Source organism: Anaerocolumna xylanovorans DSM 12503 (assembly GCF_900143645.1).
GTDB lineage: Bacteria > Bacillota > Clostridia > Lachnospirales > Lachnospiraceae > Anaerocolumna > Anaerocolumna xylanovorans.
The window spans coordinates 947,217-967,054 of the sequence record NZ_FRFD01000003.1; the positions used below are offsets into that span (position 1 = coordinate 947,217).

A 19,838-nucleotide genomic window follows, 5' to 3' on the forward strand; every position below is an offset into this window, starting at 1 on the left:
TTAATTTGATATTCACGAAAGGAGTTAATATGTTAGCAAATATAATAGTTGGAGCCATTGTATTCGGCGGTATCATTTTTGCTGCTTATAAAACTTTTAAGGCTAAGAAAGACGGAGCCAGCTGCGGATGCGGCTGTTCCGGCTGCGGCAAATCAGCTGATTCCTGCAAAAAATAAATGGTAGATGCAGCAAGGGTATGCGCAGGAATGGAGGAGCAATTATGAATGTGATAACTGAGAAAGATACAATCTTAGCTAAATTTCATAAAAGAGAACTCATTATAAACCAGCTTAGAAAGAAAAAGTTCCGTATTACTGAGCAAAGGCGTTTATTAATTGATGTTATTCTGGAAGATGAGTGTTCCAGCTGCAAAGAAATATATTATAAAGCAGTAAAAAAGGATTCTACCGTGGGAATTGCTACAGTTTACCGAATGGTTAAGACCTTGGAAGATTTGGGAGTTATTAATAGAAAGAATCTTTATCAGATAGATTATAAAAATCTAAACCTGAAAGAAGAGCAAGTACTTTTCGTCGATGGGGAGACAGACAAAACTGTCAGAATAAAAAAAGGCTTGTGGTTTACGGAGTTACAGAAAACTTTGGCAGAACAGGGGATTGAGGATATCCAAAATATCACTGTATTAATCAAGAACCAGAGAAATGACGACGATTGTTGTGAGGAAGACTTGTATAATGCCTGCGGCTGTCAGAATACAGCCTGCAAGTATCATTGTAAAAAACGCGACAAATTAGCCTGATTTGTAATAATTGCTGTTGAAAGAGCTTTATTAAGCATAATAAAACATTATGCAAAAGCTGTTTTCAACAGCTTTTTTATGCAATAGGAAATTGCGTCCCATTGCATAAAAAGCCTTCCAGGCAGGAGTGCACTCAAGAGTTCACTGTGGCGGTATGGAAATTTGTTGCTGCGCAACACGCCTTAGGCGGAGAATCCCCCAAGTGGGATTCTTTGTTTTTTTAAATTTATTATTGACATATCTATAAATCTAGTGTACTATGTATATAGTTCACTAGTGACATGAGAAATTGGTTTATTAATTCGCTATTCTTTGTGAGCACAGATTAATGTATAAAGCATGGTGAATAGAAAAGTGAGGTGTATATGGAATTTGATAATAATATCCCAATCTATATACAGGTTATCCACGATATTAAACAGGATATTGTAACAGGGGTACTAGGTTTGGGAGATAAGATGTCCTCTGGCAGGGATTTAGCATTAAAATATAAAATTAATCCCAATACAGCCAACCGTATATACCGTGAGCTGGAAGCACAGGAGATATGTTACACGAAAAGAGGGCTTGGAACCTTTGTTACTGAAGATGGGGAAAGGGTGAGTCAGATAAGAAAAGATATGGCAAATGAGCTGTTAGAACAGTTTATTTCAGGAATGTCAAAGTTAGGGTTGCCAAAGAACGAAATATTTTTGCTTCTTGAAGAGAAGTTTGAAAAATATGATGGAACAGATATTGCACAATAATAGGAGGGACAAATATGTTATTGGAATGTAACGGACTTGTAAAAACGTATATGTCAAAGAGAGCAGTTGATAATCTGTCTTTGAATATCGAAAGAGGGAGAATATATGCTCTCTTAGGACCAAATGGAAGCGGTAAAACAACTTTTATGAAAATAGCAGCGGGGCTGGTAAAGCCAACCAGCGGAAGCATAGCTTTTTGCGGAAATAACATAGGAGTAGAGTCTAAGAAAAAGGTTGCCTATATGTCAACGGAACCCTTTTTCTACAATTATATGACCGTTGAAGATGTAGGTAAATATTATCAGGATTTCTTTGAAGATTTTGACATGAAAAGGTATGATGATCTCCTTGAGAAGATGGAATTGAGTAAAAAAGATCATGTGAAAACTTTATCCTCCGGTCTTGCCGCAAAGTTAAAATTAGCTGCCACACTGGCACGTAAATCAGAGCTTTATATGTTAGATGAACCCTTAAACGGAATAGATATTATCGCAAGGGACAGAGTAATGACAGCAATACTGGAGACAATCGGAAATGAAAATAGCATTATTATCTCCAGCCATCTGGTTGATGAACTTGAAAAAGTAGTAGATAACGCGATATTCATTAAAAATGGAGGCGTTTATTTAGCAGGCGGGGCGGAAGAGTTAAGGGCAACCCATAAGAAGTCTTTAGTTGAATTATATAAAGAGATATATGCATAGGGAGGGTAGTATATGTTGAAATTAATGAAGTATGAATTAAGGAAACAGGCTTTTTCGAAATTGATTATAATTATTATTGCAGCTCTTGGTGAAGCGGTATTTTTCTCCGGGCTGTTACTTGATAAGCATGATACCATGGGCCTTGCAATTGGGCTGCTGACAATATTTACGATGGGAGCAATGTTTTTTATTGCTTTTGAATCCATCATCACCTATTATAATGATTTGAAGCAAAAGCAAAGTTATATGCTTTTTCTGACTCCCCATACACCCTATACCATTGTAGGAGCAAAGGTATTAAGCTCCGGTATCCAGATAATCTTATCAGGTCTGGTATTTGGCTTAATCTTTGCGGTTGACGGAGCAGCTTTGCTGGCAAAATATTCTTCTATTAACGAAATAAAGGATTTTTTACATGAACTTTTAAGTGTACAATTTCATATTGATGTTGATGGCAAATTATTGGTTCTGGCTGTTCTGGCTCTGTTAATTTCCTGGATTAGTACAATTACACTTGCCTATCTTTCCATTACCCTTAGTACAACATTTCTGGCAAATAAGAGGGGAAAAGCATTGATAAGCTTTATAATCTTTTTAATACTAGAGTATATATTCAGTAAAATATCAGACATAGTAACCAGTATGCCAGCTATACCCCAGGGCCCGGATTTTACCATAATAATAAGTATTGTACTGTATACGGTATTGACTGCTATCACTTATCTTGCTACGGCATGGATGTTAGACAAAAAAGTTAGTGTATAAAAAGTATAAAAAAAAATTCCCTGTACGGGGAATTTTTTTATGCTATAAAATAACTACATCTCCAAAAGCCAGCTTGCCAATTTCTTCTTCAATAATCTTTAATATTGCTTCTGCATAATCCTTTACTTCCAATTGTTTTCTCTTTATGTCAAAGTATATAATCTCAAATGGAATACTGCCAACTGTTTCACCTTTTGATAGAAGAATAACTTCTCTGTTTTGATAGTCTAAGGTTATTGGTTTTGTGCTGGAAGTGAAGGGAATCTCGCCGATGCATAATTGAAAGATGACCTCTTTAATCAGATCAACCTCATCCTTAAAACTATCGGATTCGCCATGATTATTTGTGAAATTCATATAAATCACCCTTTCTCCTTTTTTCTTCATAATATACTATGCTTTTGAAGATAATGCAATAGGTTAATGAATTTTCTGTAAATTTTGATGACTTTAGGGAGTATTTTAAGTATCAATTGATGATTATGTCATGCAAAGTCGAGAAAACTCTCTTCCTTTTCAAAAATAATCTTCACAGGTTTACCATGTAATTTCCGGGCAATGGGATTGACAAAAGCGGCCGGTATCAGTATGATAAATTTCGGACGTTGTATAAAAAGACATACGAGGCCTAATGGCTGATGATACAGAAGCAAATAGAGAAAGAGGCATATTTATTATGATATATTTAGATTATGCAGCACATACACCGGTATGTGATGAGGTTTTAAAGTCATTTGAAGAAGCAGCCAGAGATTTTACCGGCAATCCGAATTCGCCCCATACACCCGGTGTTATGGCAAAGAAAAGGCTGGAGGAGGCAACGGAGAACATTGCGAAAATACTTTCTGCTAAAAAAGAGGAAATTATATATACTTCCGGTGCCAGTGAATCCAATAATTTAGCGATAAAGGGCATAGCGAAAAGCTATCAAAGGTATGGAAAGCATATAATTACTTCATTTTTGGAGCATGCCTCCGTCACAGGACCGGTGGCTGCACTTAAGAATGAAGGCTATGAGGTGGATTTTGTAAATATCAACAAGGACGGAAGCGTCGATCTGGAGCATTTAAAGGAGCTGTTAAGAGATGATACTATACTGGTATCAATTGCCTGTGTAGACAGTGAAATCGGAGCAATACAGCCAATTGATAAGATATATGAACTGGTAAAGACAAAGCCTCATTGCTTTTTTCATGTGGATGCAACTCAGGCAGTAGGCAAGATACCTGTTTCCTTTCAGAATATGGATCTGATGACCTTATCCGGACATAAAATATACGGAATAACCGGAATCGGTGTACTGTTAAAAAAAGAACAGATTATGTTAGAGCCACTGATACATGGAGGCTTGAGCACCACCAGCTTTCGAAGCGGTACCCCAGCCCTTGCTCTTTGTGTTTCCTTGGAAAGTGCCTTGGCATATACGACAGGGCATTTGGAAGAATTCTATGATAAGGTGAGAGAAAAGAACCTGCTGCTTCGAAGAGCATTGGAAAAGAATAAAAATATAGTTATCAATACACCCGAGGATGGTTCACCCTTCATTCTTAATCTAAGCCTAAAGGGTGTCAACACCAATGCTTTGCAGGCAGCTCTTGATGAAAAAGGTATCTGTGTTGCAACAAAGTCCGCCTGCTGTGCGGTAAATACAGTCTCAAAACCGGTTTATGCCATGACAAAGGATAAAAAGCTATCACTGGCTACTTTACGTATCAGCTTAAGCCACATGACAACAGCAGAAGAAATAGAACGCTTTCTGGATGTTTTTCTGGAAGCTATAAAGGGATAGGAAGAGGTATTCATGGAAAAGTATACAGAGGTTGAAAGAAGTATAATAAAGAGATTCCGCAAGGAAATATGGCGCAAATTCATTACTGCGGTCAATGACTATCAGCTTATTAAAGAGGGGGATAAAATTGCCGTATGTATTTCCGGCGGCAAGGACTCCATGTTGCTGGCAAAATGTATGCAGGAGCTGAAAAAGCACGGAAAGTTCCATTTCGATCTGGTATTTATGGTGATGGACCCGGGTTATAATCCCTACAACAAGCAGATTATATTAGATAATGCAGAGTATCTTAATATACCCATTGAGGTATTTAACAGCAACATATTTGAGGTAGTGGCTTCTGTGCCGGATTCACCCTGCTATCTGTGTGCCAAGATGAGAAGAGGTTATCTGTATAAACATGCCCAGGAATTGGGCTGCAATAAAATAGCTCTTGGACATCATTTTGATGATGTTATTGAAACAGTGCTTATGAGTATGCTCTACAGCGGGCAGATGAAGGGAATGATGCCTAAGCTTCATAGTACCAATTATGAAGGGATGGAGCTTATACGTCCTCTGTACATGGTAAAAGAAGCCGATATCCTGGCATGGAAGAAATACAATAACCTGACCTTTATCCAGTGTGCCTGCAGGCTGACAGAAAACTGTATGTTAGGAGATAACGGCATAGGTTCCAAGCGTCAGGAGATGAAGGAGCTGGTTAAGAAGTTTAGGCAGACAAGCAGTGTAATTGATATGAATATCTTTCGAAGTATTCATAATGTGAATCTTGACACAATGATCGGATACCAGAAACATCAGGTTTCTCATAGCTTTTTGGATGAGTATGACAGCAAACTTACAGCAGAGAACATGACGCAAGAGGAATAAGTGATTGGAGGAAACAATTGAAAACACAGGATTTTAACTATGATTTACCGGAAGAATTAATTGCGCAGGACCCCTTAGAAGACCGCTCCAGCTCCAGGCTGATGGTACTTGATAAGAAAACCGGTGCCGTTTCACATAAAGTATTTAAACAGATAACCGAGTACTTAAGACCGGGAGACTGCCTGGTTATTAATAATACAAAGGTGATACCGGCAAGGCTTCTTGGTGAGAAAATCCATGAAAAGGAGCCCCAGGCAGGAGAAAGAGAAGTCCATGGAGCCAGGATAGAGCTTCTCTTATTAAAACGCAGAGAAAATGATATTTGGGAGACCCTTGTAAAGCCGGGAAAAAAGGCAAGAACCGGAACAAAGATAAGCTTTGGGAACGGATTACTGACTGGCGAAATTATAGACCAGTTAGAGGATGGCAACCGTCTGGTGCAGTTTTCTTACAAAGGGATATTTGAAGAAATATTGGACCAGCTTGGTGAAATGCCGCTGCCTCCTTATATTACCCATGAGCTTGCTGATAAGAACAGGTATCAGACCGTATATGCCAAGGAAGAAGGCTCTGCGGCAGCACCGACAGCAGGGCTTCACTTTACAAAGGAGCTGTTAGCGCAGATAGAAGCAATGGGAGTTCCTATTGTGAATGTAACCCTGCATGTGGGACTTGGTACCTTCCGTCCGGTAAAGGTGGAGAATGTACTGGAGCATCATATGCATACGGAATTCTATCAGGTTTCCGCCGAAGCAGCGGCTGTTATTAATGATACCAGGAAAAAGGGCGGAAGAGTTGTCTGTGTCGGAACTACAAGCTGCAGAACAGTAGAATCCGCTGCGGATGAGAATGGGGTGGTACATCCGGGAAGCGGTGACACTTCCATCTTTATCTATCCCGGTTATCGGTTTAAGGTACTGGATGCCCTTATAACCAACTTCCATCTGCCGGAATCCACCCTTATGATGCTGGTTTCTGCTTTGGCAGGAAGGGACAATATCATGGCAGCCTATGAAGAAGCTGTGAAGGAGCGTTACCGCTTCTTTAGCTTTGGAGATGCCATGTTTATAGTTTGACACGGATTTATTTCCCAAAAAATAATAAGCCACCGAAACTATACTAAAACAATGGTTTCGGTGGCTTATCTTCATGCTTTTCTTCTCAAGCGTTTGAACTCATCTTTCATATACTGTGTAATTATGTTTTCTTAGCAGTAACGCTGCCGCCTCACAGGAATTCTGATTATAAAATTCTATGCGCAGTACCCCTTCTTCGAATTCTCTGTTATGAATAATGCCTATATTTTTAATACTGATTAGATTGGTGGCAAGTAAAGTGGCAACAGTAGCAATGGCACCGGTCTCGTCATTAATATCCAAATACAGCTCATATACTTTATTTAGCAGGCCTGTCGAAGTATTTGGGATGGAGTCCCTGTATTCACCTGCACTTTGAAAGAAATCAAAGATGGCCTCTTCTTTATTTGCCGACAGGGAATCCTTCACCTCATTAAGGGAATCAATATAATTGTCCAGAAAATGCAGGATACTGTCTGTATTGGTTAAACAGATATTCTGCCACATAACGGGAGAAGAGGAGGCAATTCTTGTGATATCCTTAAAACCCCCTGCCGCCAGTGTTTTCATCTTATCCTCATTATCAGCTTTTTTTACCATATTGACAAGGCATGCCGCAATAATGTGAGGGACATGGCTGATAGCTGCCGTTATATCATCATGTTCGGAAGGACTTAAAATGACCGGGATAGAACCAAGGCTTTTAATCAGAGAGTAGAGAATCTCTGTTATACCTTCCTTTGTCTCTTTTGTCGGAGTAAGTATGTAATAAGCATTCTCTAAAAGCCTGCTGCTTGAGTTGGTATAACCGGTTTTTTCAGAGCCTGCCATAGGGTGTCCCCCCACGAACTGGCTGCCCAGACCAAGTGCTACAGCTTCTTTGCAAATATTCCCTTTTACACTTCCGACATCTGTTATAATACAGGTTGTTTTTACGATATTCTTTAGTTTGGAAAGATACGATATATTGGACAGGACAGGCGCACAAAGAAACAATAAGTCACATTCCCGAAGGCATTCCAGATCAAAAACAATATCGTCTAAAACACCATCCTGTACGGCCTTTGTTAATCCTGAATTCACCTTATTCTTATTATAGTAATAGGCGATTAATCTATGCTTTGGATTCTGCTCCCGCAAGGCATGCGCGAGAGAACCGCCTATTAATCCAAAGCCGATAAAGCCAACAACCAAGTCGTTCATAGGCATCTCCGTATTTAGAATTTTTTACCCATTAAAGCTGCCAGAGGACGCAGTTCGTCACAAAGCTCCTCGAACTGTGGGAATGTAAGGGATTGGGGACCATCTGATAAGGCAATAGCGGGGTTTGGATGTGTTTCTATCATAAGGCCATCAGCACCGACAGCAATAGCACTCCTGGAAAGGGGTTTTACATAGCCTCTGACACCGCTGGCATGGCTGGGGTCTACAATAATAGGAAGATGGCTCTTTGACTTGATTACAGGTACAGCACTGATATCAAGCGTATTGCGTGTGGCTGTTTCAAAGGTTCTGATACCTCTTTCACATAATACCACATTGGGATTTCCTTCTGCAATGATATATTCTGCCGCATTGAGCCATTCGTCTATGGTGGCGGACAGGCCTCGCTTTAAAAGAACGGGAAGGCCTGTCTTTCCTGCTTCCTTAAGAAGGTAGAAGTTTTGCATATTTCTTGCACCTATTTGAAGCATATCCACGTACTTTACAGCGGCCTCAATTGCAGCCAGACTGGTTACTTCACATACGACAGCCAGGCCGGTTTCTTCTCTGGCTTCCTTCATGAATTTAAGTCCTTCCTCCTCCAATCCCTGGAAAGCATAGGGAGAAGTACGGGGTTTATAAGCACCTCCGCGAAGAATCTGTGCTCCTGCTTTTTTTATGGCATGAGCAGTCTCAAAAAGCTGTTCCCTGCTTTCTACCGCACAGGGACCGGACATTATCACCAAGTCCTTTCCTCCGATGAGAGCGTTGCCTACCTTTACAATTGTAGGTTCAGGGTGGAACTTTTTGTTGGCAAGCTTATAGCTCTCTGTTACCGCAACAATTTTATCTACATCTTCTGCGATTTCTAAGTTCTGGTCCTGGAGCTTTGTTTTATCACCTACTACACCTATAATTGTGACTTCTTTGCCAGCTGACAGGTGGGGTGTAAGTCCTTTTTCCTCAATAATCCGGATAATCTTGTCGATGGACTCTTTTTTTGCATTTGGTTTCATTACGATAATCATACTAATATCCATGCCTTTCCTGTTTTTCTGTATAGCAAACTTTGATTTCATTGACTTCATACATTGTACTCCTCCTTTTACCTCATGTCAATACTGCAAAACATTAAAGTGTAACACTTTAAAGCGCAACGCTTTAAAGACAGACAGAAATAATTTCGAACTATTTGTAGAACCATTGAGAAAATAGCAGTAAAAGCAAGATTCCATGTATAAAGTGCTGATAAAAAAATATAATGGACAAATTAATGTGTCAAATACACATAAAGTAGTTGTAAATTCAGACTAGTTTTAGTAAAATATAGCTATAATTACAGTTACAAAAAATATAGCAATGGAGGAAAAAAGGATGAATGTTTACACTTCGGAAAAAATTCGTAACGTTGTTTTGTTAGGCCATGGTGGCTGCGGGAAAACTACTCTTGCAGAAGCTATGGCATTTTCGGCAGGAATTACAAAGCGTCAGGGAAAAGTAGAAGAAGGTAATACCATTAGTGACTATGATAAGGAAGAAGCAAAAAGGCTTTTCTCTATTAACACTTCTCTTATCCCCATTGTCTATGAGGATACCAAGATTAATATTCTTGATACCCCAGGATATTTTGATTTTATGGGAGAAGTTGAGGAAGGACTTGCGGCTGCAGATGCAGCAGTAATTGTAATTGCTGCAAAGTCCGGTATTGAAGTAGGAACCATGAAAGCCTGGGATTATTGCGAGAAATATAACCTTCCGAGAATGTTTTTTGTAACAGATATGGACGATGACAATGCCAGTTACAGGCAGGTAGTAGAAGATTTAACGGGACATTATGGAAAAAAAATAGCACCTTTTCATATTCCAATCAGAGAGAATGAGAAATTCGTAGGTTTTGTAAATGTTGTTAAGATGGCAGGAAGAAGATTCACCTCCATGGGTAAATATGAGGAATGTGAGATACCCGATTATTCTATGGAGAATTTAAATAAATTCAGAGAGACGTTGCTTGATTCCGTTGCAGAGACCAGTGAAGAATTAATGGAAAAGTACTTTGCCGGGGAAGAATTTACCCAGGATGAGATATCAATTGCATTAAGGGAAAATGTAATCGGCGGAAATGTTGTTCCTGTCTTAATGGGTTCAGGATTATATGCACAAGGTCCTGCTATGTTGCTGCAGGCAATCGAGAAGTATTTTCCTGCACCGGCAAAGCGTGAGTGCAAAGGAAAAGCTCTCAAAAGCGGAGAAATCTTTCAGGCAGATTACAAAGAAGAGCTGCCCATGTCAGCAAAGGTCTTCAAGACCATCGCCGATCCTTTCATTGGAAAATTCTCATTGGTTAAAGTATGCTCTGGTATATTAAAGTCCGATTCGACTATTTATAATGCTGAAAGGGATACGGAAGAAAAAATATCCCGCCTTTATGTCTTAAGAGGGAAAGAGCAGATTGAAGTAAATGAGCTTCATGCCGGAGACGTTGGTGCTATCGGTAAGCTAAGTAATACCCTTACCGGTGATACGCTTTCTACAAAAGCATTTCCTGTAGTCTATGACAGGCCCGTTATGCCGGTACCTTACACCTACCAGAGATTTAAGACAAAAAATAAAGGAGATGACGATAAGGTATCCCAGGCCTTGGCTAAATTAATGGATGAAGATCTTACCTTAAAGGTGGTAAATGATAAAGAGAATAGACAGACGCTTCTTTATGGAATCGGAGACCAGCAGCTTGAAATCGTTGTAACAAAATTATTCAATAAATATAAGGTTGAAATAGAAATGATGAAACCCAGGGTTCCTTACAGGGAAACCTTAAGGAAGAAGATAAGAATACAGGGCAAGTATAAGAAACAGTCAGGAGGACATGGTCAATACGGGGATGTTCATATTGAATTCGAACCCTCCGGCAATATGGAAGAAGCTTATGTATTTGAGGAAAAAGTATTTGGCGGTGCAGTTCCTAGAAACTATTTCCCGGCAGTGGAAAAAGGAATTGCGGAATGTGTCCTAAAAGGACCTTTGGCAGGCTATCCTGTTGTTGGCTTAAAGGCGACTTTGGTAGATGGGTCCTACCATCCGGTGGATTCCTCTGAAATGGCATTTAAGATGGCAACCATTCAGGCATTTAAGCAGGGCTTTATAGCTGCTTCTCCGATATTATTAGAGCCGATTGCAACCCTTAAAGTATTAGTACCGGATAGATATACCGGCGATATTATGGGGGATCTGAATAAGAGAAGAGGCAGAGTTCTTGGTATGAATCCGGTAACGGGAGGAAAGCAGGAAATCATAGCAGATATCCCTGTATCAGAGCTTTATGGTTATTCGACGGATCTTCGTTCCATGACAGGCGGAGCGGGAGATTTCTCCTATGAATTTAACCGTTATGAGCAGGCACCGGGAGATGTTCAGCAAAAAGTTATCGATGAGAATGAGAAAGAACTGATGGCAGCCGGAGAGTAACGTCAATTATCAGAGGCTGGAATAAAATAACAACTACGGGAAAAGCTCTATGGCATCTCTGCTATGGAGCTTTTCATTTTACATACAATATAGATTATTTATCGTACAGCTCGTATAATTGAATAAATTATATAAATTAACTATTAACTTTCATATTTAGGGTTGTGTTTTTTGCATTTTCCTGTATAATGGAAATATGAAAACATTACGAACATTAAAAGAGGTCTTTTTATCATCACTTCCCTTGGCAATTATAATAATAGTTATCTGCGTATTTGTGGCGCCGTTAGAGAACCCGCATGACTATATTAAATTAACTGTGGGTTATGCGAGTGTTGTATTTGGGCAAGCCTTTTTTCTGATTGGATTGGATTCAAGCATCCTGCCGGTCGGGAAACTTGTGGGAAGTTCATTAGCAAAATTTAATAAGGGCATATTCGTCATACTGTTTGGTGTCTTGTTCGGAATTCTTGCAACGGTCGCAGAGCCTGCATTAGTAGTACTTGCACGGCAGACCCACATGATTATGAACGGGGTGAATGAAACTGTTTTTGTATGGATTTTAAGTACGGGAGTTGGCATATTCGTCGGACTCGCTTTGTACCGTGTTGTCAAGGATATGAATATCAAGGTTGTTTTTGTGATACTATATATCCTGATATTTTTAACGGTAATTTTTGTTCCTGAGGAATTTGTGGCGCTGGCTTTTGATGGCAGTGGAGCTACGACCGGTGATATTTCCGTCCCGTTTATTCTCGCACTGGGTATGGGAATTTCGGCAACAATGTCAAAACGCAAAACCAATGACGATATATTTGGAATCATCGGAATTGCTTCGGTAGGTCCTATACTGGCAGTGTTTATTTACGGAATAGTAATGAAAATTATGTATGGCGGGGAGATTCCGGCAGCGGGAGTATATGATCCTGGTGCCTCAGAAAGTTTTGTATCGATAATTCTTTCTAATATTTCCGGTGTGGCTCTTGCTTTAATACCTATTGTAGCTGTTTTTCTGCCTTTTCAGCTTTTTGTCATTAAGCTGCCTAAAAAGCAATTTAAAAGAATACTTCTTGGTATTGCCCCGGTATACATAGGCTTGCTCATTTTCTTATCAGGAATTGATTATGGGTTTGCGTTTGCAGCCAAGTATATAGGAGAAATATTCTTGAATGGAGCTCGCCCGGAATGGTTTAAATGGCTTCTCCTGCCTCTTGGATTTGTTTTGGGAGTTGCTATAACCTTGTCGGAACCCGCTGTTACGGTCTTGGGAGAACAACTCGAGGAAATTACCAATGGTCATATTAAAAAGCTGACGATCCGGATTACCCTTGCCATTGGAATTGGATTTGCCTCATTGCTTTCCATGGCTAAAATCCTGACTCAGGTCAATATTCTTTGGTTCCTGATTCCTCTTTATGCCTTGGCTCTGATTATGATGCTGTTTACTTCTTCTTTATTCGTAGGGCTTGCCTTTGATTCAGGCGGAGTGACAGGAGGAGCGTTAACATCGGCATTTTTGACCCCCCTTACCTTGGGGACCGCCCAGGCTGTTGCATCGACAGCAGGTGCCAAAGCACAGTCTGTGCTGACAAACGGATTTGGAATCATTGCTTTTATATCAGTAACGCCCTTGATTGCAGTGCAGGCATTGGGAATTATATACGATAGAAAAGTTAAACAGGCACTGAAGATTAATGCAGAATATGAAAATGCGGAGTATGAAGAATTATTTTCTTATGCGGCACAAATGGATATGGAAGAAGAAGCCGATATGAAAACTCAAAATGATATGGAAAATGAAACCGATTATGTGGGAGACGCGTTTAGTGCCGAAGGATGTGACTTAGAACAAAACTCCGACTTAAAGGAGGTCAAGTATGAATAATCACTTAATTGATAATGTTGAATATTTAATTTTAATCGCCGGCAGAAAACAAAAAGATGCACTATTGAGCAAAATATGTGACATCGATTGCCGGATTGTCAACACCATATATGGAAAGGGAACTGTTAAGTGCAGCTATTTGATGGATATGCTGGGGTTTGTTCCTGAAGAAAACAAGGTAATTATTACTTGCATCTTGCCAAAAGATAAAACGGATGCTATATTTAAGATATTATTGAATGAATTTGATTTTGGCCGTCCTAATACAGGGATAGCCTTTACATTGCCCATATTGGGTATGGCGTTTTAACATTTACTAGGAGGAAGCAATTCAAATGGAAAGTTCCGATAAAATCAAAGCCCTTTTTATTGTAGTGAATGCCGGATATACAGATACAATCATGGATATCATTCGGGCGGAAGGGGCAGGTGGCGCTACAGTCATAAATGCACGAGGTGAGGGTTCTCATCATGAAATGTTCATGGGAATAACCGTTGATTATGAAAAGGAAATCATTCTGACAATTGTTGACGAAGCCACTGCAAAGCGAATTATGATGGCAATCAAGGAAAATGCAGGCTGGAAGTCCCCGTTGCATGGAATCTGTTTTCTTATGCCGATAAATGATATTATTGGGATAAGAGCCGGAACCAATGAGTTTGGCGAATAAAAATGACGTGTAAGCAAATTGGGTGGATTTTGTAAGGAACTGATTTGAAAACGTGATTTCAAATATGATGTATATACTTGTCAGGAGCCTGTCTGCGTGCATTAATCGTAAACAGGCTCTTTCTTCTATTGATGAAACAGTTGGAATTGGTGCTGACATTTCAGGATTTTGCGGGTAACTTCTGAAAAAGTGTCGACGAACGCTTCAAAGTAGGGTATACTTAGTAAGCATCATATAAATGTCATTAAATGATAAATTGATTAACCCGAAATAAGCGAGGAATAGATGATAAAAGATTTTTTACCGATTAGCAAAGAAGATATGGATAAAAGAGGCTGGGAGCAGTGTGATTTCGTATTCGTCATAGGAGATGCCTATGTAGATCACCATTCTTTTGGTCCGGCAATTATCAGCAGAGTACTGGAAAGTCACGGATATAAGGTGGGAATTATATCCCAGCCTGACTGGAAGGATGTAAACAGCATACAGATTCTTGGAACGCCAAGGCTTGGCTTTTTAGTCAACGGCGGCAATATGGATACAATGGTAAACCACTATACCGTTGCCAAGAAGAGAAGAAGTATGGATTATTATTCCCCCGGCGGGGTCATGGGCAAGCGGCCGGACAGGGCAACCATTTGTTATTGCAACCTGATACGTAAAGCCTATAAGCATGCGCCTGTTATAATCGGCGGGATTGAAGCCAGCCTTAGAAGACTGGCTCATTACGATTATTGGAATGATACTGTTAAGCGTTCCATACTCCTTGACTCCCAGGCAGATATTCTGTCTTACGGAATGGGGGAACACTCCATTGTTGAAATAGCAGATGCCCTGGACAGCGGCATTCATATTTCCGATATCACCTTTATTGATGGAACCGCCTATAAGACCAAAAGCCTGGAATCTGTTTATGATGCGGTTACGCTGCCTTCATTTGAGGAAATTGTAAAAAGTAAAGTAGAATTTGCAAAAAGCTTTAATATCCAATATAACAACACAGACCCTTATTCCGGAAAAAGGCTGGTGGAAAAGTACAAGGAGAACGAGTATGTTGTCCAGAACCCGCCGGCAAAGCCTCTCACACAGGCAGAAATGGACAGGATATATTCTCTGCCCTATATGAGAGAGTATCATCCTTCCTATATTCCTTTGGGCGGAATACCGGCTATCGAAGAGCTAAAATTCAGCCTCGTCAGTAACAGAGGATGTTTTGGAGGCTGCAGCTTCTGCGCCTTAACCTTCCATCAGGGGAGAATTGTGCAGACCAGAAGCCATGAATCTATTCTGGCTGAAGCAAATCATCTGATATGGGACAAGGATTTTAAAGGATATATTAATGATGTGGGAGGGCCTACAGCGAACTTTAGGCATATGGCCTGCGAGAAGCAAAAGACAAAGGGAGCCTGTGTCAATAAACAGTGCCTCTTTCCGACTCCCTGCAAGAATTTAAAGGTAGATCACAAGGATTATCTAAATCTTCTTCGTAAGCTTAGAAGTCTTCCTGGAGTGAAAAAGGTATTCGTTCGTTCGGGTATCCGCTTTGATTATCTGGTGCAGGATAAGGATTCTGACTTTATGCAGGAGCTTTGTGAACATCATGTCAGCGGACAGTTAAAGGTGGCTCCGGAACATATCAGTGACAGTGTATTGGAATTAATGGGTAAGCCTAAGAATGCTGTTTATGAAGATTTTATTCGAAAATATAAAAAGACCAATGAGGAATTGGGGAAGAAGCAGTTCGTAGTGCCATATCTAATGTCCTCCCATCCAGGCTCTACTTTAAAGGAGGCTATTGCATTAGCGGAATACTTAAGGGACCTGGGTTACATGCCGGAGCAGGTGCAGGATTTCTATCCTACTCCTTCCACCATATCCACCTGTATGTATTATACAGGGCTGGATCCAAGAACCCTAAAGCCGGTCTATGTTCCCAAAACTCCCCATGAAAAGGCAATGCAGAGGGCACTGATTCAATACCGGAATCCCAAGAATTACGATTTGGTAGTGGAGGCTCTTACACAGGCAGGACGAAGGGACTTAATCGGATTCGATAAGAAATGCCTGATAAGGCCGCGGGGCAGAAACCAGGCGTCCGGTGAGAAAGAGACAGCCAAGACTTTCTCAAGGTCTGACCATAAGGGCTCTAATGGACAGGCGGGAGGTAAAAAGACAGACAGACGGGCCGTAACTTCAAAAAAAGAATATACGGACAAAAAAAGGGCTGTTTCTGGCAGCAAAGACCATAAAACAAGCCAATCCTTCGATAAGGGTAAATCCCAATACACAAGCTCTGCAGTAAGAAGCAGCAATACAAAACAGGCATCAAAGGATAAGAGTAAGAAAGGAATAAAGAGATAAGAAGTGCCATCTCTGATATTATAAAAATAAAGGGTGTCCCGGAAAGTATATTATGACCGGGACACCCTTTAGCTATCGGATTGTATCATGTTTTTATTTGGATATCAGCATGCTTTTATAAAAGCGTCAAATAGTTTTTTTGCTCCTTCATTTACACGGAAAAGATGCTCCGGGTGCCATTGGACTGCAAGAAAAAAAGGATGCTCTTTTAAATAGACCGCTTCAATTAATCCATCTTTTGACGTTGCTGCTGTTTTCAGCAATGGGGCAAGATCCTTAATTCCCTGGTGATGGAAGCTGTTAACCATCAGGGTATCCTTTTTAAGTATTTCATAGAGAAGACTATCCTTATCAACCTCCACACTGTGGGATAGGACAGTGCGGCCGGATTTTTGGGAATGGCAAAGGCTTAGACTGCCATGAAACTGGGCAGGAATATCCTGATACAAAGTTCCGCCAAGAAACACATTTAATACCTGAATGCCTCTGCAAATGCCAAGAACCGGTTTTTTCTCTGAAAGAGCCAGTTCAAACAGGATTTCCTCCATCTCATCCCGTTCGGGATTGACGACCTCACACTCGGGTATTGTTTCTTCACCAAAACGGAAGGGATCAATATCAGGACCGCCTGTAAAAAGAAAACCATCACAAACCTTAGCTGCCGCGGCAAGAGCTTCCTTTCCGGCTTTTAAGGGGAGTAAGAGGGGAACACCGCCTGCATCAAGAATTGCTTCCATGTACATGGAGGCAATGCATATTTTATTATTGTCTGTTTCAAAATGTGGAGTTACACCGATTACAGGTATTTTCATAGCAATCGAAAGACCTCTTTTCTGGGTTGGGAATAAATTATCCAATCGTTATAGTATATGACGTCTGAAAGATTTTGCCAGCCTCCAGTGTATTACCCCATTCTCTGTTCTCAAGAGTACCTGTAAAATCCTCGCTGTCGCATCTTCCGTACCAGGGTTCTACACAGATAAAGGGGGCATTCTTTTTAGCAGGAGACCAAAGGCCAAATAAAGGAGCGTCAAAGGCTACTGTTACATATGGCTTTTTATCAGGTGTCAGAAAAGAAACTGCATGGTATTGATTGTTTTCAATTACAAGTGCATCCTCATCAAAGAGATGAGGGGTAATAGGAAGCAAGCCGTCATCGGTAGGCAGTATTACAGGTGCATTCTTTAGTGCCAAGCCATTTTCACTGATTTTGGTGAGAGTAATAGGAGCTTTGGAATCAAAGGCAAAATAATAATCGCTTTGTTTGTCTTCTTTTGATAACGGGCATAAAAAGGCCGGGTGAGCACCGATAGAAAAATACATGGTATCTTTTCCTGTGTTTTTAACTTCCCAGGCCACGGTTATAGTTCTTGCATTTAATGTATAGTGTATAAGTAACTGAAAGAAAAAGGGATAAACTTTCAAAGTCTCTTCGGTAGCTTCCAGCAGGAAAGTTATGGAGTCTTCCTTTTTTTCGGTTACTTTAAATTCCATATCTCTGGCAAAACCATGCTGGGAAAGGGAATAGGTCTTATTATTATAGGTATAAGATTTATTCTTAAGGCTCCCTACAATGGGAAAAAGAATAGGAGAGGTACGGTTCCAATAGGCAGGATCTCCGCTCCAAAGATAATCTTTTCCAGATTTCGTATCAGTTATGGCTCTTAGCTCAGCACCGGCATCGGAGAAGCTAAGGGTTAATTCTTCATTTTTTAAAATATGGGATGACATATAGACCTCCTGTTAATATTATAGTATGTACTGGTATTTTTACATTTTATCACGGAAATCTTATAATTACCATACTTTGTATGGTAGACATTACGGCAAAGCCACGCTTGCCAATTACTATTCCAATCTGATATAATAAGGAGAAAAGCACGCAGGTAATATCTGGATGCTTTATCGGAAAGAGAGGACAACATGATTCATATTTTTTATCCGGATGAATCAGCAGATTCTGCATACTCGGTTAATTATAAGGCTCTTTATAATAGAGGTTACAGAGGAATTCTTTTTGATATTGATAATACCCTTGTTGAACATGGGAAGGATGCCGATGAGAGAGCAAAGAAGCTAATCAGGAACTTGAATGAATTAGGCTTTAAAATCTGTTTTATATCCAACAACAGCGAAGAACGGGTAAAAAGGTTTAATAAAGACCTGCATCAAAGCTATGTATATAAAGCAGGGAAGCCCTCAAAAGCCGGTTATATAAAGGGTATGAAGACGCTCGGGACTACTCCCCCAACGACTGTCTTTATTGGTGATCAGCTGTTTACCGATATTTACGGTGCAAGAAGGGCGGGGCTTAAGAGTATCTTTGTAAAACCCATAGGAAAGGATACGGAAATCCAAATAATCTTAAAACGTTATCTCGAGAAGATTGTATTGTTTTTCTATACGCATTTTAATACAAAGGGGAAAATCCGGAAATGAGCCGGTTAAAAAATGCGATGCACTTTTTAATTTCTATGTGAGCAGTATTGCAGATTGCTTGCAATCTGCTGGCAGGTTTGCGGTAGGTATGGGGATTGGTATGGACAATTTGATTTTAATTGGATTCATGGGCTGCGGAAAGACAACGGTAGGACAGCAGCTTGCAAAGAGGTTGAGTTATAGTTTTTTGGACACGGACAAGTATATTGAGCAGAAACTTGGACAAACGGTGGGCAGGATATTCGAAGAAGAAGGTGAAGAGTTTTTCAGAAGACTGGAAACAGAAACGATAAAGGAACTTACAGGAAAGCTTAATCATACAGTCATATCCGTAGGAGGGGGACTTCCTGTAAGGCCTGGTAATGCGGAAGCTTTAAAGAAGCTGGGAACAGTTATTTATCTGGAAGTGTCCAGGGAAGTTTTGGCAGCAAGGCTTAAAAATGATACCACAAGGCCTTTGCTTTCCGGAAAAGATGGCTCTTTAAAGATGGAACTTCTTTATGACAAAAGGCTTCCTTTTTATGAAGCGGCTGCCGATATTAAGATTGTAACGGGAAGTAAACATCCGCAGGATGTCGTAAACAATATTCTGGAGAAAATAAGTCAGTAAAGTTAGAATTCAGGTGGAGGAACAGATTATTATGAAACTGTTGGTTATTAACGGACCTAATCTAAACTTTTTGGGCATCCGTGAAAAATCCGTATACGGAGCAGAAGATTACGGATACTTAAAATCCCTTATTCAGGAAAAAGCAATGAAAGAAGATATAACCGTTGATATATTCCAGAGTAATTCCGAGGGAAATATCATAGACCGCATTCAGGAAGCATATTTTGACGGGACTCAGGGGATTATAATTAATCCTGGAGCCTTTACGCACTACAGCTATGCTATCCGGGATGCGCTGGCTTCATTGACCATACCTGTTATTGAGGTACATATATCCAATGTACATAAGCGGGAAGAATTCAGGCACACCTCGGTAACCGCGCCAGTATGTACCGGGCAGATTGTGGGGCTTGGCCTAAAGGGCTATCTGCTTGCTATGGATGCTTTATTATCCATGGTACAATAGACTTAGGAGAATCGTTCTAATTGTA

General features: G+C 40.2%; 21 protein-coding genes. 16 read left to right on the forward strand and 5 right to left on the reverse strand.

The features are described 5' to 3' along the window. Positions 1-29 precede the first annotated feature (29 nt). The 5 genes from BUF11_RS03945 (at position 30) to BUF11_RS03965 (ending at position 2,975) form a co-directional block, all read left to right on the forward strand. Positions 30-176, forward strand: a complete 147-nt coding sequence (locus tag BUF11_RS03945; RefSeq protein WP_073587460.1) for a FeoB-associated Cys-rich membrane protein — start codon at positions 30-32, stop codon at positions 174-176. Between the two features lie 44 nt (positions 177-220). After that, positions 221-760, forward strand: a complete 540-nt coding sequence (locus BUF11_RS03950; RefSeq protein WP_073587461.1) for a transcriptional repressor — start codon at positions 221-223, stop codon at positions 758-760. Between the two features lie 365 nt (positions 761-1,125). Further along, a complete protein-coding gene (locus tag BUF11_RS03955) occupies positions 1,126-1,506 on the forward strand; it encodes a GntR family transcriptional regulator (protein WP_073587462.1) in 381 nt (126 codons plus the stop codon). Positions 1,507-1,520: 14 nt separating this feature from the next. Further along, entirely contained in the window at positions 1,521-2,210 is a 690-nt protein-coding gene (locus tag BUF11_RS03960; protein ID WP_073587463.1) for an ABC transporter ATP-binding protein, read from the forward strand. Positions 2,211-2,222: 12 nt separating this feature from the next. Next, complete coding sequence (locus BUF11_RS03965; RefSeq protein WP_073587464.1) at positions 2,223-2,975, forward strand: hypothetical protein; 753 nt, start codon at positions 2,223-2,225, stop codon at positions 2,973-2,975. Between the two features lie 42 nt (positions 2,976-3,017). Here BUF11_RS03965 and BUF11_RS03970 read toward each other — a convergent pair whose 3' ends face one another. After that, entirely contained in the window at positions 3,018-3,332 is a 315-nt protein-coding gene (locus BUF11_RS03970) for a hypothetical protein (RefSeq protein ID WP_139243264.1), read from the reverse strand. Positions 3,333-3,651: 319 nt separating this feature from the next. On the opposite strand from BUF11_RS03970, the gene BUF11_RS03975 reads away from it, so the two are divergent. The 3 genes from BUF11_RS03975 to queA are packed head-to-tail and all read left to right on the forward strand — an operon-like array spanning position 3,652 to position 6,713. After that, entirely contained in the window at positions 3,652-4,764 is a 1,113-nt protein-coding gene (locus tag BUF11_RS03975) for a cysteine desulfurase family protein (RefSeq protein ID WP_073587920.1), read from the forward strand. Between the two features lie 12 nt (positions 4,765-4,776). After that, complete coding sequence (locus BUF11_RS03980; RefSeq protein ID WP_073587466.1) at positions 4,777-5,637, forward strand: tRNA 2-thiocytidine biosynthesis TtcA family protein; 861 nt, start codon at positions 4,777-4,779, stop codon at positions 5,635-5,637. Between the two features lie 17 nt (positions 5,638-5,654). Next, on the forward strand, positions 5,655-6,713 hold the full coding sequence (queA, locus tag BUF11_RS03985) for a tRNA preQ1(34) S-adenosylmethionine ribosyltransferase-isomerase QueA (RefSeq protein WP_073587467.1): 1,059 nt from the start codon (positions 5,655-5,657) through the stop codon (positions 6,711-6,713). 99 nt (positions 6,714-6,812) lie between these two features. On the opposite strand, the gene BUF11_RS03990 is transcribed toward queA, so the two are convergent. Next, a complete protein-coding gene (locus BUF11_RS03990) occupies positions 6,813-7,916 on the reverse strand; it encodes a prephenate dehydrogenase (protein WP_073587468.1) in 1,104 nt (367 codons plus the stop codon). A 14-nt stretch (positions 7,917-7,930) separates the two neighbouring features. After that, positions 7,931-8,944: a 3-deoxy-7-phosphoheptulonate synthase gene (aroF, locus tag BUF11_RS03995; RefSeq protein WP_073587921.1), complete on the reverse strand. Its 1,014-nt coding sequence runs from the start codon at positions 8,942-8,944 to the stop codon at positions 7,931-7,933. Between the two features lie 346 nt (positions 8,945-9,290). On the opposite strand from aroF, the gene BUF11_RS04000 reads away from it, so the two are divergent. The 5 genes from BUF11_RS04000 to BUF11_RS04020 all read left to right on the forward strand — a co-directional run bounded on the left by BUF11_RS04000 (position 9,291) and on the right by BUF11_RS04020 (position 16,298). Beyond that, positions 9,291-11,381, forward strand: a complete 2,091-nt coding sequence (locus BUF11_RS04000; protein WP_073587469.1) for an elongation factor G — start codon at positions 9,291-9,293, stop codon at positions 11,379-11,381. 196 nt (positions 11,382-11,577) lie between these two features. After that, complete coding sequence (locus tag BUF11_RS04005; protein ID WP_084558431.1) at positions 11,578-13,266, forward strand: DUF1538 domain-containing protein; 1,689 nt, start codon at positions 11,578-11,580, stop codon at positions 13,264-13,266. Further along, a complete protein-coding gene (locus tag BUF11_RS04010) occupies positions 13,259-13,576 on the forward strand; it encodes a hypothetical protein (protein ID WP_073587470.1) in 318 nt (105 codons plus the stop codon). Before BUF11_RS04005 ends, BUF11_RS04010 begins: the two co-directional genes overlap by 8 nt. Before the next feature lie 25 nt (positions 13,577-13,601). Next, complete coding sequence (locus tag BUF11_RS04015) at positions 13,602-13,937, forward strand: P-II family nitrogen regulator (protein WP_073587471.1); 336 nt, start codon at positions 13,602-13,604, stop codon at positions 13,935-13,937. Positions 13,938-14,222: 285 nt separating this feature from the next. Then, entirely contained in the window at positions 14,223-16,298 is a 2,076-nt protein-coding gene (locus BUF11_RS04020) for a YgiQ family radical SAM protein (RefSeq protein WP_084558432.1), read from the forward strand. A gap of 104 nt (positions 16,299-16,402) precedes the next feature. On the opposite strand, the gene BUF11_RS04025 is transcribed toward BUF11_RS04020, so the two are convergent. Together BUF11_RS04025 and BUF11_RS04030 are read right to left on the reverse strand one after the other, a co-directional pair. Then, a complete protein-coding gene (locus tag BUF11_RS04025) occupies positions 16,403-17,110 on the reverse strand; it encodes a gamma-glutamyl-gamma-aminobutyrate hydrolase family protein (RefSeq protein WP_073587472.1) in 708 nt (235 codons plus the stop codon). 37 nt (positions 17,111-17,147) lie between these two features. Beyond that, complete coding sequence (locus tag BUF11_RS04030; RefSeq protein ID WP_073587473.1) at positions 17,148-18,029, reverse strand: aldose 1-epimerase family protein; 882 nt, start codon at positions 18,027-18,029, stop codon at positions 17,148-17,150. A 192-nt stretch (positions 18,030-18,221) separates the two neighbouring features. On the opposite strand from BUF11_RS04030, the gene BUF11_RS04035 reads away from it, so the two are divergent. The 3 genes from BUF11_RS04035 (at position 18,222) to aroQ (ending at position 19,813) form a co-directional block, all read left to right on the forward strand. Then, positions 18,222-18,737 carry a YqeG family HAD IIIA-type phosphatase gene (locus tag BUF11_RS04035; RefSeq protein ID WP_073587474.1) on the forward strand — a complete coding sequence of 172 codons (516 nt, stop codon included), beginning with the start codon at positions 18,222-18,224 and terminating at the stop codon, positions 18,735-18,737. A gap of 100 nt (positions 18,738-18,837) precedes the next feature. After that, the gene (locus BUF11_RS04040; protein WP_073587922.1) at positions 18,838-19,347 is read left to right on the forward strand and encodes a shikimate kinase; all 510 of its coding nucleotides are present in this window, start codon (positions 18,838-18,840) and stop codon (positions 19,345-19,347) included. Positions 19,348-19,378: 31 nt separating this feature from the next. Beyond that, the gene (aroQ, locus tag BUF11_RS04045; RefSeq protein WP_073587475.1) at positions 19,379-19,813 is read left to right on the forward strand and encodes a type II 3-dehydroquinate dehydratase; all 435 of its coding nucleotides are present in this window, start codon (positions 19,379-19,381) and stop codon (positions 19,811-19,813) included. Positions 19,814-19,838 lie beyond the last annotated feature (25 nt).

Bases quoted from the DNA above. Each gene is read 5' to 3' on its own strand.
- BUF11_RS03945 (WP_073587460.1), top strand. From the start codon at position 30: ATGTTAGCAAATATAATAGTTGGAGCCATTGTATTCGGCGGTATCATT.
- BUF11_RS03950 (WP_073587461.1), top strand. From the start codon at position 221: ATGAATGTGATAACTGAGAAAGATACAATCTTAGCTAAATTTCATAAA.
- BUF11_RS03955 (WP_073587462.1), top strand. From the start codon at position 1,126: ATGGAATTTGATAATAATATCCCAATCTATATACAGGTTATCCACGAT.
- BUF11_RS03960 (WP_073587463.1), top strand. From the start codon at position 1,521: ATGTTATTGGAATGTAACGGACTTGTAAAAACGTATATGTCAAAGAGA.
- BUF11_RS03965 (WP_073587464.1), top strand. From the start codon at position 2,223: ATGTTGAAATTAATGAAGTATGAATTAAGGAAACAGGCTTTTTCGAAA.
- BUF11_RS03970 (WP_139243264.1), bottom strand. From the start codon at position 3,332: ATGAATTTCACAAATAATCATGGCGAATCCGATAGTTTTAAGGATGAG.
- BUF11_RS03975 (WP_073587920.1), top strand. From the start codon at position 3,652: ATGATATATTTAGATTATGCAGCACATACACCGGTATGTGATGAGGTT.
- BUF11_RS03980 (WP_073587466.1), top strand. From the start codon at position 4,777: ATGGAAAAGTATACAGAGGTTGAAAGAAGTATAATAAAGAGATTCCGC.
- BUF11_RS03990 (WP_073587468.1), bottom strand. From the start codon at position 7,916: ATGAACGACTTGGTTGTTGGCTTTATCGGCTTTGGATTAATAGGCGGT.
- aroF (WP_073587921.1), bottom strand. From the start codon at position 8,944: ATGATTATCGTAATGAAACCAAATGCAAAAAAAGAGTCCATCGACAAG.
- BUF11_RS04000 (WP_073587469.1), top strand. From the start codon at position 9,291: ATGAATGTTTACACTTCGGAAAAAATTCGTAACGTTGTTTTGTTAGGC.
- BUF11_RS04005 (WP_084558431.1), top strand. From the start codon at position 11,578: ATGAAAACATTACGAACATTAAAAGAGGTCTTTTTATCATCACTTCCC.
- BUF11_RS04010 (WP_073587470.1), top strand. From the start codon at position 13,259: ATGAATAATCACTTAATTGATAATGTTGAATATTTAATTTTAATCGCC.
- BUF11_RS04015 (WP_073587471.1), top strand. From the start codon at position 13,602: ATGGAAAGTTCCGATAAAATCAAAGCCCTTTTTATTGTAGTGAATGCC.
- BUF11_RS04020 (WP_084558432.1), top strand. From the start codon at position 14,223: ATGATAAAAGATTTTTTACCGATTAGCAAAGAAGATATGGATAAAAGA.
- BUF11_RS04025 (WP_073587472.1), bottom strand. From the start codon at position 17,110: ATGAAAATACCTGTAATCGGTGTAACTCCACATTTTGAAACAGACAAT.
- BUF11_RS04030 (WP_073587473.1), bottom strand. From the start codon at position 18,029: ATGTCATCCCATATTTTAAAAAATGAAGAATTAACCCTTAGCTTCTCC.
- BUF11_RS04035 (WP_073587474.1), top strand. From the start codon at position 18,222: ATGATTCATATTTTTTATCCGGATGAATCAGCAGATTCTGCATACTCG.
- BUF11_RS04040 (WP_073587922.1), top strand. From the start codon at position 18,838: ATGGACAATTTGATTTTAATTGGATTCATGGGCTGCGGAAAGACAACG.
- aroQ (WP_073587475.1), top strand. From the start codon at position 19,379: ATGAAACTGTTGGTTATTAACGGACCTAATCTAAACTTTTTGGGCATC.